The sequence below is a fragment of the Bacillus cereus group sp. BfR-BA-01330 genome (assembly GCF_022663885.1).
Classification (GTDB): domain Bacteria; phylum Bacillota; class Bacilli; order Bacillales; family Bacillaceae_G; genus Bacillus_A; species Bacillus_A cereus.
This window is the reverse complement of record NZ_JAKUGK010000004.1, coordinates 229,950-244,584: the sequence shown is the minus strand read 5'-3', so window position 1 is coordinate 244,584 and position 14,635 is coordinate 229,950. Positions and strand designations below refer to the sequence as shown.

Sequence of the window (14,635 nt, the reverse complement as noted above, 5' to 3'; positions counted from 1 at the left end):
TAGTTCCTCCTAGACGATTAAATGAATAAATAATCCTAATCCAAATATAATCGCAATGATTTGATGCAATTTTCTATACATCATAAATGGTTCTCTCTTATTTATTTCCTGTAAATAAAACCCAACAACCCCTAGTGCGATTAAGGCTAATAGAGAAAATATACCACTGTATATGAGTAAAATATGAGGACTCCCTTTTATAAAAAAGTAAACACCATGAGTAATCGTAACAGCTATTATAGCGTATCCAATTAATACATGAAACTTTTTTGCAAATAGATACACTTCTTTAACTTTTTTAAATCCTTGTATATTTTTCTTCTTTAAAAACACCCATATATGGCGTAAAAACCATAGTGAGGCAGCGATAATAGCCCCATATTCACCAAAAGAGCCTAATTTTTTATTTAACCATTTTACATTTAGTGCATTGCCGTACATAACATTAATAAATAGCATTACTACACTACAAATAATAATAGTAATGCCCATAATTTTAACACACACACGAAAATATTTATTTCTTAATATCTTCTCCATTTTATTTAATCTCCTTACTCACAAAAGCTTTGTAACAAGCAGTCTATCAAATAAAAAAGAAAAGAACATGAGAGAAAGATTAAAATAAAATGAGAATTTCAATATCACTGACAATTATTATTGATTTTTTTTAGCTAACTTTATTATATTTTGAATAAACGGCGCTTTCGCCTTTGTATATGAGACACGATCAAAAGCATATGTAATAGCAAGCATTTCTTTTAATTCTCTATATTCTTTACGTGCCCATTCATGGCTTATTAGAAAGTCACGAAATAAAATATTGTTTCTCCATTCGTCACTATTATAAATATAAACATGCAAATGATGAGTACCCGCTCTCCATTTTCCCTTTCTAAAAAAACGCCAATTCGTAGCTTCTTTTGGAACAAACTCATATCCAATTTCCGATAGAATTTCAATCCAGTTTTCAGTAATTTGCAAGTCTGTTACGCCAATCATCATATCAATAAGAGGTTTAGCTCCTAATCCTTCTACTGCTGTGCTCCCTATATGTTCAACAGCAATTATTTCTTGTCCTAACAAGGAACAAAATTTCTCTTTTTCTTTTATATACTCTTCACCCCAGTCTTTTTGATATGCTTTAATAACAATTTGTTGATCCATTGTATTCACCTCTTTATAAGTATTTATCATTATATTTATAAAATTTTATATTATTAGCATAGGATTTCCATAAAATATGTCGAATAGTGGAATGTACAACTTAATTATATTAAATGTGAGGTAATCTATGAAAGATAATTCAGTCGAAATTCAGTTAAATAACGTAACATTCCAATTAAAAGAATATCATAATTTTGATTGGCTTATTAAATTAGGGACCGTATTTGCAGTTTTTGACCAGCAAGATTCAGGGAATATAAGTTTTGGTGTAGAAAAAGATGGGCATAAGAAATTTATCAAATACGCAGGAGCACAAACAATTGCATATGAAGGAACAACGGGTGATGCTATTAAAAGGCTAAAAAATTCAGTTACTATCTATGAAGATTTAAAGCATGAATCGCTCATAAGACTAATTAATCATTTTCCAGTCCAATCTGGATATGTATTAATTTTCGATTGGTTTGATGGTGAATGTCTTCATTCGCATTGGAGTTTCCCACCTCCTGAAAAATATAAAAATCCAAACTCACCATTTTATAAATTTAGGCATTTATCTGCTATAGAACGAATTCATTCCTTACATTCCATTTTTTCTTTCCATAGTTATGTAGAAAAGAAAAACTATGTAGCAATAGATTTTTATGACGGTAGTATTTTATATAATTTTAATACAAACGAAACAAAAATTTGTGATATAGATTTATACAGTAAAAAACCTTACATAAATAGAATGGGCCGGCTATGGGGTTCCTCCCGTTTTATGTCACCAGAGGAATTTGAACTAAACGCAATAATTGATGAAAGAACAAATGTATTTAATATGGGAGCAATGGCTTTCTCACTTTTAGGCGGCGAAAAAGATCGTTCTTTTCTAAAATGGGAAGCAAGTAAGGAATTATATGAGGTAGCGTATGGTGCTGTAAATAAAGATCGCGCAGAACGGTATGCATCAGTTACAGAATTCTACGAAGCGTGGTTAAAAGCAGCTAACGCAGTAAAGATATAACCCTAAATTATTAAAAGAAATATAGAGTTTATACTATTTTCATGTATATTAAAAATAGTTTTATGAGCGTTTCGTACTAGTGTGTTCTAGTTGATTATGGCTATTATTGAGGAAGACATATCAGTGATAATTTATGTCTATTTTGTATAAGTGTTAGCAAGTTCGTTTGCAAACTTGCTAACACTTTTTTGTTTAAATATTTCACACCCAAAAGGTGCATACATATGATGATCACCATATAAACCGACTTTCTTAGCACCTAATTGACATAATTCATCTATAAAAGCCTGTGTACCTGCTCGCATATCATCCATTGTTTTCACTTCTACATCAGCCACCCAAACTGTTGCACTCTTGTCACCACAGTTCCAGAAATCACGGGCTTCTACGCGTGCATCATTTTCAGAAACGACGGAATGCATAGTTACCAAAAGAAATCACATGCTGCTTCATAGCTTGTACATAACCTTTATACGATACCTCTACACCACTTGTATGTAAAACTGATATATCATTAATTAATAGATGATAATGCATTACATCTTTTATTTCTACATCTTTTTCACGCTCTTTTATGCTACCCGTAACACGTATAACATGTTTTGTAGTTTCCATACTTCCATCGCTTTTCTAATTAACGACCTGTCCACATATCTTGCACAATTCCATTTTTAAATAATTCATACGGGAAATAACAATATCCTTTATCTCCCCAGTCTTCTCCCCAGCTGTTGCGAATAATAACCGTTTGCTTATCATCATCATATCCAACAGCACAAACAGCATGTCCTGCTGGCTGACCATCTTCAACAATTACATCATCTGTTCCTGATACTGGAACTATACCAGTCTTTTTCACTTCTTCTGACATAAAAGATTTTGGTACAGCAAATCCAAGTACAGCAACTAATCCATGAGCAAGTGCAGCCTTTAATCCCGATAAATCTTGAATACGATGGTAGGTTCCAATTTTATAAAGTGCAGCATCTGATTCGGCCTTTGGTGATGGCTTATCTCTAAAATTCTCAGTATAAGGAAAATCCTCTTCAGGGCATACCCCAATATTTTTAAGAACCCCCATACCATCACGAACATTCGCTCCACTATCTTCCTGAATATGTCCTTCTATTTCTCGTTCATGATAATATAAAAACAAACGAGATAAGCAAGTAAATGGACGACCTGATTGTAATAATAGATATTCTCGTAACCCTGAAACAATTGCATTTGCCGTACAAGAACCTATATTCCATTGGTTTACTATACCTGACATTTTAGGACGAAGATCGACTTGCGTTGGCAAATCCGCCTCATTACTAAACAAGTAACTCCGAAACATTTTGTCTCTTAAATCAACAGGGTCTTTTCTTACATTAAGGTACTTTACAATATCTTTGTTACTGGTAAAACTGAAATTTGATTCATTTGAGCTCATTATAAAAATCCATCCTTTCTTAATATCTAGATAATTCATTTCTTCTCTATACTTAACTTAAAAATTAAAAATATACCTGTTTAATTTTTATTTCATTTTCATTCAATACATCCGTATGTTTAATTATTTATCTTTTTACTTATCAATTTCTATTTTCACTTTATCTCACAACTACTTGAACTCTATATCTTTTTTTCTTTCTTGTTTGATTCAATTGCTTTTGCCACTCACGTGATTAGTCTTGTAGTGCCCTCATATTTTCCTATCTCCCCCCTTCCAAAATAAAAAGGACACCAATTCATTAAAACAACTTGAATTGCTGCTTTAATGAATTGGTGTCCTCTAGTTTTCTAGCTGGAGTATATATATTTCATTATACTTGTCTGTTTAAAAAGATTCCTCCAAGCTTTATCTATTCTGTCTTTCTCATATTTTTGTATAACCTTTGTCCGACGAGCAATTGCTTTTTTTAGTTTCTTTTTCTTTAAATTATCCAATCCTCTCACTCCTTCTTACGAAACGTTTTTCCATTTTTAGGAATTTCCATCAATTTAATACCTTCTTACATTCAAAAAGCCGCTCAGATGTGAATTGTACCTATATAATTTCAAAAGGATTATTTTATTAGGTTTTCAATCAAACTTCATTTCAAAATTCTCAGTTTCAGATGAACTACTAGACGCATACACCATATACTAATTTAAATGCTTCCTAGGAAAGAAGGTGAAAGCTATGCCATCTATTGTCGGAAATATGGTTGTGCAAAATAGTAACGGTTCTTTCAACTTAGGTGATTTTTATAACGTTTCCCCAAAAGAAAATACAAAAGCTTATAATGGTTCAGGTTCATCTAACGTTGCTTTTGTTCTCAATACATTTAACGGTGTTAGTGCAACAAACACATTTGATTCTGATGTTGCAGACCAAAACCAAGTTGGAACGGTCTAAACTTATTCATTCTCCTCTAACTCCTGAATAAAACCCAATATTCCGTTAATAATGTATATACAGTTTCTGATTTCCCTTCATACCCGAAGGCTGAGCAGCTAGTTTTTACTAGCTGCTCTTTTTTAATTTCCTTATTTCTAAAAAATGAAATTTTTATTACATTTTTTAATTTAAATATCCTTCTCATCAATATTTAAAGAATATTACTTCTTCTTTAAGCATCTTTATGAAAAAATACATATACTATTTGAGTGCACATGTATTCAGCTTACAAATTAGGCCTTGTGGGCTGACACCTATTTAAAGGGCACATTTATATATGTGCTCTTTTACTTAAATTTGTTTTCACATTTAAACCGGACAAGCGTATATTATTGTATGGAAACCCTCCAGGAATAGAGGTCAACCTTTCAAAGATCATATTTATTAGTGTGCTCTTTTCATTTGCTACTAAATAACGATTTTGTTAAGTTATACCCCATCCATTTTTCACACGTCTTTCCGCTAAACACATTTGTCTAGAAAACCCTATATTATTAAAAATGGTTATCGACTCTCAACTTGAAATTTTTCACTTTTGATAATGCAACCACCTACAACGGAAATATACCTTTTTCAAAGGAGGCATCTAATGTATATATCAAATAGGATTGGCTTATTTAGTTGGATTGCAACTTGCCTATACTTTTTAATTGAACCTTTCTTTATTTTCACTTCTACAGCATCTTATAACTATTTGCATCATGCAATGAGTGATCTTGGTGTAACAACCTGTGGAGAATTCACCTACGAAATAGCCCCTTATGAAATATGCTCCCCTAATCATTTTTGGATGAATTTACTCTTTATTATTAATGGAATAACATTTTGCATTGGAGTACTATATATTTCACAACATCTAGAAAAAACTAGAATTAATAAAATAGCAACATTTTTTATACTTATTAATAGGAGTCTCCACTATAGTTTCAGGATTAATTCCTGCAAATGTAAACCTAATTGGACATTCTATCCTTGTTTGGATAGGTATGCTTACTGTATTTCCAGGACTATTTATTTTTGCTAAGAATCTTAAAAAAACTAGAAAATGGACGTATTTCTGTTTACTAAGCTTAATAGTAATATTAATCCTTATCTCACTTGTTTTTATTTTCCCCTTACCTGCCGGTCTACTACAAAAACTTTTTTACTTGGTTCTTTTCGTTTGGGGAACTGTATCAACCTACAAATTAATAAAATAAAAAATTTGTAGGTTAATACATATATGACTTTTGAAGACAATCGTAAATTAGGCATTTAACAAGGATGTATAGTAATAACAGATCAATCGCAATATCTTGTTGTTAAAAAGAATGAAAATTATTCTTTATTAAGCATCGCAACTGCGGAATGTATAAACTTTGAAGTTTCACTTGAACATCTTGAAGAAATGGTCCAAGCAGATTTAAAAGAAAAAATTCAAGATATCATTCCACCAGAGAATATTAAAATCGTAGCTCAAAGCAGAATATAAAATGTATTTTCTAAGAGCACTTTCGATGGTGCTCTTTTTCATGAACAGTTTCAAATAACTATTTTATTATGTTTTCTAACTTACAGTAATGTCATAAAAAAACATTCATATATATTTATCAGATGCACTTTTAAATCCCAGAGTATCAAATACTTTTAAGAGTTGACTGATCAATAATATTCGACTTATCTTTAAAAACTTATTAAAAATAACTTAGATACAAAAAAGCTACGTTTTATATAGGATAAAAAATTATCTTACGCAAAGGAGCTTGATTATTTGTGAATTACCAAAATGATAATAACTCTAACATTCACAAACCTTGCACTTGTCCATCCCCCACGGCTAACAGTTTAAATGTTGTTCAAACTACCCCATCAATAGTCTCGGTAAATTCTGCGATTCCACTAGATACCGTGGTAAATTCTAATGGTACGGCAATCTCATTCACACCACCAACAACTGTTTTACTTGAAGGTGGAAGAACCTATTTGGCAATCTATGAAGTGCAAGTTATCATTCAACCAGGAGGTAATTCGGCAGGTATCACTATGTATCTTAATAATAATCCAATCATTGGCTCTGGTACTTCTCTGGGATATACTGCAGGATTCACTTCTGTATCAGCACCCGCTATTTTCACTACACCTTTAGGTATAACAAGTACTCTTACTGTTAATGTAGGACCATATTCTAATACATTAAATACATTGGGCTTAACTCTTGCTGTTGTAGCATTAACATAATAAAATGTAAAACTCTCTAAAATGATTTTATTTATCCCTTAACTGTCTATTGGGCTAGCCTCTAAGAACTCCACATAACTACATATAGAAAAAGAACATTATTTGGTTCCATAGTACTAGGTGACTCGGCTAGCACAATTGCTGAGTCACCTATTTATCTATAATAAAATAAAGCTTTTGTTTAATTTATTACTTGTTCTTTTTTATGCATTATTCTATTACAATCCATTTTCATGTTATAATTACCAACAGTACATATTTTAATAGGCACAACAAATTCCTATTATTTCTAAATGGATTAACAAATAAAAATACGTGTAAAAGAATTCAGAGTTTTACTGAATTCTTTTTTATGGATCTTTCAAAATCTTTTACATCTTCCTTCATTCCTTCTTTTTAATAAACTTCAAATTTTATTACAATAACGCTTTTTTAAAATACAATCGCTTGCCTATAAACTTTGTAACCTTCATTTTCTTTCCTATGATTACAACATCCTCCTAACAACCAAGTATTGGTTATATATCCCATATGAACACCTCTATTTTATTGGCATATACTTTGAAGGAAAAAACATTTCACATTAAACATATACCTACAAACTCAGTTGCTAATAATTTACCGAAAATTACTTAATATTCAATTTTTAAAAGGAGGTATTTATGAGATATAATCGAAAATCAAATTCCCAAAATTCGTGTGATAAATTTCAGCAACCCTGCTTTATTTCTATATCCGCTTGTGATCAAAGTAATTGCTGTACACCTGTTTTTTTCTCGAATTCTCAACAACAAGAATTATTACAAATAATAAATCAATTAAATCAAGCCATCCTTTCTTTTTTCACAACACCAAATCCAACAACTATACAAATACTCCAATCAGCATTACAGGCATTAAATGATTTATTAATAACAGTACAACCAAATACACCAAATAGAAATTTAGTTATAAGAACTATAAATCAATTAATTAATTCTTTACCTACCGCATCTCTCACTCAAATCTCAGCATTATTCCAATTTCTATTCCAAAGCTTGTCTTCACTTATAAGTTGTTCAAATATATCGGACCCCTTATTACAGCAAACATTCAACTTAATTTTACAAGGAATCTTAAATAGTTCGCTATTAAGTAACATCGGAACACCGGGGCCGACTGGAGCCACTGGACCTAGAGGATTTCCTGGACCTAGAGGCGCTCAGGGTTCTCAAGGTGTGCCAGGAATTCAGGGGCCGGAAGGACCAGAAGGACCGGAAGGACCTCAAGGTGTGCCAGGGATTCAGGGACCGGAAGGGCCGGAAGGGCCTCAAGGACCTCAAGGTGTAGAAGGACTTCAGGGGCCGGAAGGACCAGAAGGACCGGAAGGACCTCAAGGTGTACAAGGGATTCAAGGACCACCAGGACCACCTGGGCCTACTGGTTCAGGGACCGGAATGGGAATTCCTGGACCACCTGGACCTACTGGGCCTCAGGGTATCCAAGGGATTCAAGGACCGGAAGGACCGGAAGGGCCCACTGGACCTCAGGGTGTACAAGGAATTCAAGGGCCGGAAGGACCGGAAGGAGCCACTGGACTTCAGGGTGTGCCAGGAATTCAAGGGCCGGAAGGACCACCGGGACCTACTGGACCTCAAGGTGTGCCAGGTATTCAAGGACCGGAAGGACCACCAGGACCTACTGGAGATTGTGATTGTCCACCGGGACCTACTGGACCTACCGGACCTACCGGGCCAACCGGACCTGCATGTAATTTCCTAGTATATGCTACAAATGCAGGACTCATAGATGACCCTACAAATGATACAGTATCTGTAATTAACACCGGAACAAATATAGTAGTTGATACAATTACTGTAGGTAATGCACCACTTGAAGTAACAGTTTCACCAAATGGAGCTCGTGCTTATGTTACTAATATTTTTTCTAATACCGTTTCCGTTATTGATACTGCTACGAATACTGTTATCGCTACCATTCCTGTTGGAACTAATCCAATAGGTGTAGCTGTTTCTCCAAATAACACAACTGTTTATGTTGGAAATCATGGTAATAATACGGTTTCTGTCATTAATGCGGCAACAAACACAGTTATTAATACTATTCCTGTTGGCATCGCTCCACAAGGGATTACTGTTTCCCCAAATGGTGCCTTTGCATATGTTGCAAACGAATTAAGCAACACAATTTCTGTCATTAATACTGCTACCAACACAGTTATTGCTACCATCCCTGTTGGTATTCGTCCTAGAATAATCGTGTTTACACTAGATGGTACTCGTGCGTATGTCACGAATCAAAACAGCAATACGGTTTCTGTTATTAACACCGCTACCAATGCAGTTATTAATACAATTAACGTAGGTACCGAACCTGTTGGCATAGATATTACACCGGGTGGAAACCTTATTTACGTTGTAAATAAAGTTAGCAATAATGTATCTGTAATAAATGTGGCGACAAATACTGTGATTGATACAATTTCTGTTGGTTTATCCCCTGATCAAGTAACCATCATACCTGATGGCACTCGAGCATATGTTACAAATCAAGCTAGTAATACTGTTTCTGTTATTGATATTGCTACGAATACTGTTATCACTAATGTCCCAGTAGGTGTCGCTCCAACCGGAATAGCTACTGGAACTATTTGTGAATAAAATAAAGAAGTGCTAGCTGTTGTTAGCTGATCTCTTTCTATAAAACCCAAATCACATACCAATTAATTTACTAACATTGAATTTTTTAGAATTTAATAATAATATTTACCTATAAAACCATTACCCTTATACAAAGAGCTATGAGCCTTTCCACTCATGACTCTTTTTTTTTACGATTTTCACTTCACATCTACGCGATTTTGACTAGCTTCTCGACTAAATCCGTCTGGGTATCTTTCTAAAAATAATCATTTTATCTTTTCAGTAAACTTAGTATCTACACGATCAACCTTACCGTTTATCTAAACCGCGACTTGCTCACCAAATCCGCTCATTGGTGGATTGACTACTGTTACATTTTCGTCCTAAACTATTAAAAGTTTGTTGCTACTAACATCAATTTCTACTTTTTTCATATGTCCATCTACCTTTTACTACCACATGTACTCAACAACATCAGTTTTAAAAGCCACTTCCCAAATAAACTCTTACTGGAATTACTACATGACCTAGCTCGTCCACTTTTCTTGAAACACCTGTTTTTTCATACCTTACTTTCCTTTAGTATTTTTATATTTATTTAGAATCTCATGCAAACGTTTCTTATTACCAATCAGTTCTGCTTATCAAGATTTAGATTTAATTAATTGTAATAAATCAGGTGGGGGGTTATGCAGAAATGCTTTCAAGGAAAAATTTTATAAGGAAATAAAAAATGCAGCAGTGAAAAAAATTAAAACTCGTAATTTAAGACATCCACACTCAACTATACTATTGAAACAAGGAGTTAATCCTAAAATTATCAGTGAGAGATTAGGTCATACAGACATTTCATTAACTCTTAGGATTTATTCTCATGTTTTACCGAACATGCAGGAAGAAGGAGTAAAAAATTTTAGTAAAAGTAGCTTTGGATAGCTAACGTTTGAGAAATGTTTGCATTTTATAACAAAAAGCCAAACTAATCTTGTATTAACAAGGTTTATTCACCTTAACATATGTTATTATGTATAATACATATGTTAAGTAAATTCAGAATAACGAGGCAAATATTATGGACTTTGTTTATATTAATCAAAACGTATTAAATAATCTTCTATACATTTTATGTAGTATATTTGTTTTTTATTTCATATATGATAGCCGGCACTATTTAAAGAAATATAAAATACTACTGATTACCCTTTGTTCTAGTATCCCGCTTATTTTATGTATGCGATACCCTATCTATATGGATGAAAGTTGTATTCATGATTTAAGACAAATTCCGGTCATAATAGGTACGCTTTATGGTGGATTCCCTGTCGGTATCATATTGTTTACAATTTTATTAATTACAAGATTTTTATTTTATGGCTTTAACATGCTAACAGTCGTTGTTTACGGAATAATGTTCATCGTTACAGCACTCGCATCTTCAAAATTTAATACATATAATAGAAAACTTAAAGTAGCTTTTTCCATGTTTTTAACCTTTTTCCTAGCAATATTTACAACTGTAATTGTATTAACTTTATCAGATTTTGAAGTGAATAATTTGTATATTATTTATTTCATGGTATTACCGACTACTTTAATGTTATTTATTGTTTATATAAATGAAGTTATAAAAGATGCTGTATTAATGCGCTCAAAATTAATTAAAATGGAAAAAATGGAGATTGTTAGCCAACTCGCTGCAAGTATATCGCACGAAGTAAGGAATCCTTTAACGGTTGTAAAAGGATTTACACAGCTTTTAAAAACACAAAATTTAACTCCTGAATCAAGAGACGAATATATTAAACATATACTTGAAGAGTTAAATCGTGCCCAAGAAATTATCGATGATTACTTAACGTTTGCCAAACCTGCTCCAGAAAAATTAGATCAAATTTCAGTAAAACAAGAGTTAAATCGAGTTATTAATATGATATTGCCATTGTGTAATATGAATACGATACATATTACACAGGATTTTTCTCAGGCAAACATTGTTGGTAATAAACAGCACTTTCAACAATGTTTTTTAAACTTAATAAAAAACAGTATTGAAGCAATGCCTAATGGTGGTACCTTAAATATTTCCTCATCTATCAATAATAGTAAAGTTGAAATACGAATTGAAGATAGCGGAGTTGGAATGTCACAGGAGCAAATACATCGATTCGGTGAACCGTATTTTAGTACAAAAACAAAAGGAACTGGTTTAGGTACAATGGTTGCTGTTAAGATTATTGAGACGATGCATGGAAGTTTAAAAATCCGAAGTATCGTTAGTAAAGGAACGACTTTAACGATTACGTTCCCGAAATATATTGAGAATACGCATTTAAACAAATAAAAAAGGAGCATAGTTGCTCCTTTTTTATTTGTTTCGATACATAAGTATCTTCAATGTTTTTTAGTTTACATTTGTGAAGACTAATTAAAAATTAGTATCCTCCGCCCCAGCAGCTGCATCCTACAATTATTAATAGAATGAATAACACAACTAGTAAAGCGAAACCTCCACCAAAACCACAAGAACCACCGTAACTCATATTTTCTCCTCCTTTTGGTTTGAAAACTAATAGGTAGTTGATCATTTTAACTGGTTCGTATTATACATTATGTATATATCCCTTTTTTGAGCATGTCTACATAAAAATAAGTAAAAGCACTCGTTTAAAGAGTGCTTTAAAATGGATACCAAAAGTTTTGAAATACGTTTAATTTTAAATATACCGCAACAATAAATATGAAAATACCGGCAAATAAAGCGATGAAATCTTCACGTTTCGCCTTACTTGTATAAAACCATGTACGTTTATCCTTCTTTCCAAATCCTCTTAAATCCATTGCATTTGAAACCGTATCTATTCTTTCTAGAGAATGAATGATTAGTGGCCAGAAAATTAAAACACGGTTCTTCATACGAACCCATAAACTTGCTTCTCCTTTTTCAAAAGCCACTCCTCTCGCTTCTTGCGCGTGTTTAATAATTTTATACTCAGACTGGATGTCAGGAATATAACGTAGTGCAATATTTATTGCATATGTAATCTTATAATGAATACCAAGTTTACTTAAGCTACTTACAAATTCGCTTGGATCTGTCGTGTAAATAAAAAGAAGTGTAAATGGTAATAACGTAAAATACTTTAATGAAAGTGTAGCTGCATAAAATAATGTTTCATATGTAATCGTTGCATATCCAACATGTAAAAACGCGGTATATGATTCAGTTAATTCAGATCCATGAGTTGGTGTAATAAATAAAATCATGACAGAGTTTAATAAACTAAATGTAAATATGACACTAAAAACAATTAAAATTTTACGAAATGGAATTTTAGCAATGCTGAGTCCGATACACCCAATAATAAATAATATTAGCAACACCCGAAAATCAAAAAACAAAAAAGTAAGCGTCATACAAAAAATAAATAAAAACAATTTCACTACCCCATCCATACGATGAAAATATGTACTATGCACCTTCCTCCCTCCTATTACTGTCTAAATAAAGCTCCATAAATTTTTCTGGACATGCAATCCCACTAAATTTAATAAGCTTGGTTAAAGAACTCTCTCTTAAGTTGGCTCTTTGTAACGTTTCTTGATCGCCTAATACATCAAACACTGTATTATCCGCAATAATTTTCCCTTCATGTAGAACTACTGCACGGTCTGTATATTCTAGCGCGAGATTCATATCGTGAGTGATAACAACAAATGAAATTCCCTTTTTAGCTAGGTTTTTAATAAACGACATAAATTGTTTATAATGATAATAATCTTGTCCCGCTGTCGGTTCATCTAATATGATAAGCTTAGGATTTGTTGTTAATACAGATGCGATTGTTAGTCTCTTTTTTTGCCCATAGCTTAGTGCTTGAATTGGCCAATTACGAAATGGATATAAACCACAAATTTTTAAAATCCCTTCTACTTTATTCTTAATTTCTTCCTTAGAAAAATTATGTAATGTTAATGTAAATGAAACTTCTTCAAAAACAGTAGGCTGTGTAATCATATGATTTGGATTTTGCATCACGTAAGATATGATTTCCCCACGTTTACGAATAGACCAAGAACTAATATCTTCACCTTTTAACGCAATTTTCCCATTTTTCATTTTGTTTATACCTATAAGACTATGAGCTAATGTTGATTTCCCTGCTCCATTATGTCCTAACAGTGCCACAATTTCTCCTTCATATATTAAAAGGTTTACATTTTCTAATACTTTTTGTTTATTAGGGTATGAAAATGATAAATTCTCCACTTTAAGTAATTCCTTGTTTTTAGCATTCCTTTCTAATATGACTTGTTTCTCCATCCACTCTTTTATAACGTTGCTTACCTTTTCTTTTTGAAGGTTTTCCATTGGATATATTACGTCATTATTACGATCAAAATGTAATCTCTTTAATGCTTCGATGTAAATAGGCTCTCTTAAGCCAATACGTGGTAATATATTTGACGCTAAGATTTCTTTTGGTGTTCCCATCGCAATGACTTTACCTTCATCAATTAATATAACTTTGTCTAAATCCAGTTTTAAAATTTCTTCTATCCTATGTTCGATAATAACAATCGTTTTATTATACTGCTCATGTATATCTTTCATAAGTTCTATCGTATGTATGGCGCTTAGTGGATCTAAGTTCGCTAATGGTTCATCGAACAATAATATATCCGCATTTGTTGTTAATAAACCAGCAAGAGAAACTGTTTGCTTTTGACCTCCTGATAATTCATGTGGACTTTGTTTATGAAACGTATGCATCTTCACCTTTCTTAATGAGTCCGAAACAATCTTTTTCATGTTATCTTGCTTTACACATTCATTTTCTAAATAAAAAGCTACATCTTCTTCTACTGTCAGACCAATAAATTGAGCATCTTGATCTTGTAAAATTGTTCCTACCTGTTTACTTTGTTCAAAAATACTTCCTTCCCTTGGGTCTTTACCGGCAATTAAAACGTTACCTGTGCTATTCCCTTCGTAAGAAAATGGGATTAGCCCATTTATACAATGAGCTAATGTCGACTTTCCTGAACCACTTCGTCCAGCAATTAGCACTTTTTCCCCAGGGTATATATGAAAGGTAATATCACTTAAAGTAGGCTGCGCAGCATGCCCATATTGAAAGGTGAATTGTTCAAACGAAATAATTGGTTGCATGTTAA

Annotated in this window: 13 protein-coding genes and 4 pseudogenes; 8 read left to right on the top strand and 9 right to left on the bottom strand. The window is 32.7% G+C overall.

From position 1 onward, the window contains the following. Positions 1 to 9: 9 nt before the first annotated feature. Entirely contained in the window at positions 10 to 540 is a 531-nt protein-coding gene (locus MR112_RS13195) for a hypothetical protein (protein WP_242245027.1), read from the bottom strand. Positions 541 to 657: 117 nt separating this feature from the next. Beyond that, a complete protein-coding gene (locus tag MR112_RS13190; RefSeq protein ID WP_139849379.1) occupies positions 658 to 1,167 on the bottom strand; it encodes a GrpB family protein in 510 nt (169 codons plus the stop codon). Positions 1,168 to 1,294: 127 nt separating this feature from the next. Here MR112_RS13190 and MR112_RS13185 point away from each other — a divergent pair, with 127 nt between their 5' ends. After that, entirely contained in the window at positions 1,295 to 2,176 is an 882-nt protein-coding gene (locus MR112_RS13185; protein ID WP_226368732.1) for a protein kinase family protein, read from the top strand. Between the two features lie 206 nt (positions 2,177 to 2,382). Here the strand turns inward: MR112_RS13185 and MR112_RS13180 are convergent. The 3 genes and pseudogenes from MR112_RS13180 to MR112_RS13170 all read right to left on the bottom strand — a co-directional run. Continuing rightward, positions 2,383 to 2,662: pseudogene (locus tag MR112_RS13180) on the bottom strand (glycoside hydrolase family 25 domain-containing protein); the annotation flags it as partial. Between the two features lie 148 nt (positions 2,663 to 2,810). Then, positions 2,811 to 3,611, bottom strand: a complete 801-nt coding sequence (locus tag MR112_RS13175; RefSeq protein WP_000097509.1) for a C1 family peptidase — start codon at positions 3,609 to 3,611, stop codon at positions 2,811 to 2,813. Between the two features lie 350 nt (positions 3,612 to 3,961). Further along, on the bottom strand, positions 3,962 to 4,108 hold the full coding sequence (locus MR112_RS13170) for a DUF3983 domain-containing protein (RefSeq protein ID WP_141241049.1): 147 nt from the start codon (positions 4,106 to 4,108) through the stop codon (positions 3,962 to 3,964). 235 nt (positions 4,109 to 4,343) lie between these two features. On the opposite strand from MR112_RS13170, the gene MR112_RS13165 reads away from it, so the two are divergent. The 5 genes and pseudogenes from MR112_RS13165 (at position 4,344) to MR112_RS13145 (ending at position 9,478) form a co-directional block, all read left to right on the top strand. Further along, positions 4,344 to 4,559: a spore germination protein gene (locus MR112_RS13165; RefSeq protein ID WP_001139345.1), complete on the top strand. Its 216-nt coding sequence runs from the start codon at positions 4,344 to 4,346 to the stop codon at positions 4,557 to 4,559. 631 nt (positions 4,560 to 5,190) lie between these two features. Next, a pseudogene (locus MR112_RS13160) lies at positions 5,191 to 5,800 on the top strand (DUF998 domain-containing protein). Positions 5,801 to 5,868: 68 nt separating this feature from the next. Then, on the top strand, positions 5,869 to 6,072 hold the full coding sequence (locus MR112_RS13155; protein ID WP_226368797.1) for a hypothetical protein: 204 nt from the start codon (positions 5,869 to 5,871) through the stop codon (positions 6,070 to 6,072). A gap of 281 nt (positions 6,073 to 6,353) precedes the next feature. After that, positions 6,354 to 6,818, top strand: coding sequence for a hypothetical protein (locus tag MR112_RS13150; RefSeq protein WP_001109248.1), 465 nt, complete (start codon positions 6,354 to 6,356; stop codon positions 6,816 to 6,818). A 662-nt stretch (positions 6,819 to 7,480) separates the two neighbouring features. Then, positions 7,481 to 9,478, top strand: a complete 1,998-nt coding sequence (locus MR112_RS13145; RefSeq protein WP_242245026.1) for a YVTN family beta-propeller repeat protein — start codon at positions 7,481 to 7,483, stop codon at positions 9,476 to 9,478. A 302-nt stretch (positions 9,479 to 9,780) separates the two neighbouring features. On the opposite strand, the pseudogene MR112_RS13140 reads toward MR112_RS13145, so the two are convergent. Continuing rightward, positions 9,781 to 9,894: pseudogene (locus MR112_RS13140) on the bottom strand (DUF3954 domain-containing protein). Between the two features lie 196 nt (positions 9,895 to 10,090). Between MR112_RS13140 and MR112_RS13135 the strand changes: the two are divergent. Together MR112_RS13135 and MR112_RS13130 are read left to right on the top strand one after the other, a co-directional pair. After that, a pseudogene (locus tag MR112_RS13135) lies at positions 10,091 to 10,396 on the top strand (tyrosine-type recombinase/integrase); the annotation flags it as partial. Between the two features lie 136 nt (positions 10,397 to 10,532). After that, on the top strand, positions 10,533 to 11,801 hold the full coding sequence (locus tag MR112_RS13130) for a LytS/YhcK type 5TM receptor domain-containing protein (protein WP_242245025.1): 1,269 nt from the start codon (positions 10,533 to 10,535) through the stop codon (positions 11,799 to 11,801). A 91-nt stretch (positions 11,802 to 11,892) separates the two neighbouring features. Here MR112_RS13130 and MR112_RS13125 read toward each other — a convergent pair whose 3' ends face one another. The 3 genes from MR112_RS13125 to MR112_RS13115 all read right to left on the bottom strand — a co-directional run bounded on the left by MR112_RS13125 (position 11,893) and on the right by MR112_RS13115 (position 14,630). Beyond that, positions 11,893 to 12,000, bottom strand: coding sequence for a YjcZ family sporulation protein (locus MR112_RS13125; RefSeq protein ID WP_000120182.1), 108 nt, complete (start codon positions 11,998 to 12,000; stop codon positions 11,893 to 11,895). Positions 12,001 to 12,136: 136 nt separating this feature from the next. Then, positions 12,137 to 12,937, bottom strand: a complete 801-nt coding sequence (locus MR112_RS13120; RefSeq protein WP_000556372.1) for an energy-coupling factor transporter transmembrane component T family protein — start codon at positions 12,935 to 12,937, stop codon at positions 12,137 to 12,139. Beyond that, positions 12,930 to 14,630 carry an ABC transporter ATP-binding protein gene (locus MR112_RS13115; protein ID WP_001182511.1) on the bottom strand — a complete coding sequence of 567 codons (1,701 nt, stop codon included), beginning with the start codon at positions 14,628 to 14,630 and terminating at the stop codon, positions 12,930 to 12,932. The genes MR112_RS13120 and MR112_RS13115 overlap by 8 nt, the downstream gene beginning before the upstream one ends. Positions 14,631 to 14,635: the final 5 nt, after the last annotated feature.

Coding starts and splice junctions, on each gene's coding strand:
- MR112_RS13195 (WP_242245027.1), bottom strand. CDS start 540: ATGGAGAAGATATTAAGAAATAAATATTTTCGTGTGTGTGTTAAAATT.
- MR112_RS13190 (WP_139849379.1), bottom strand. CDS start 1,167: ATGGATCAACAAATTGTTATTAAAGCATATCAAAAAGACTGGGGTGAA.
- MR112_RS13185 (WP_226368732.1), top strand. CDS start 1,295: ATGAAAGATAATTCAGTCGAAATTCAGTTAAATAACGTAACATTCCAA.
- MR112_RS13175 (WP_000097509.1), bottom strand. CDS start 3,611: ATGAGCTCAAATGAATCAAATTTCAGTTTTACCAGTAACAAAGATATT.
- MR112_RS13165 (WP_001139345.1), top strand. CDS start 4,344: ATGCCATCTATTGTCGGAAATATGGTTGTGCAAAATAGTAACGGTTCT.
- MR112_RS13145 (WP_242245026.1), top strand. CDS start 7,481: ATGAGATATAATCGAAAATCAAATTCCCAAAATTCGTGTGATAAATTT.
- MR112_RS13130 (WP_242245025.1), top strand. CDS start 10,533: ATGGACTTTGTTTATATTAATCAAAACGTATTAAATAATCTTCTATAC.
- MR112_RS13125 (WP_000120182.1), bottom strand. CDS start 12,000: ATGAGTTACGGTGGTTCTTGTGGTTTTGGTGGAGGTTTCGCTTTACTA.
- MR112_RS13115 (WP_001182511.1), bottom strand. CDS start 14,630: ATGCAACCAATTATTTCGTTTGAACAATTCACCTTTCAATATGGGCAT.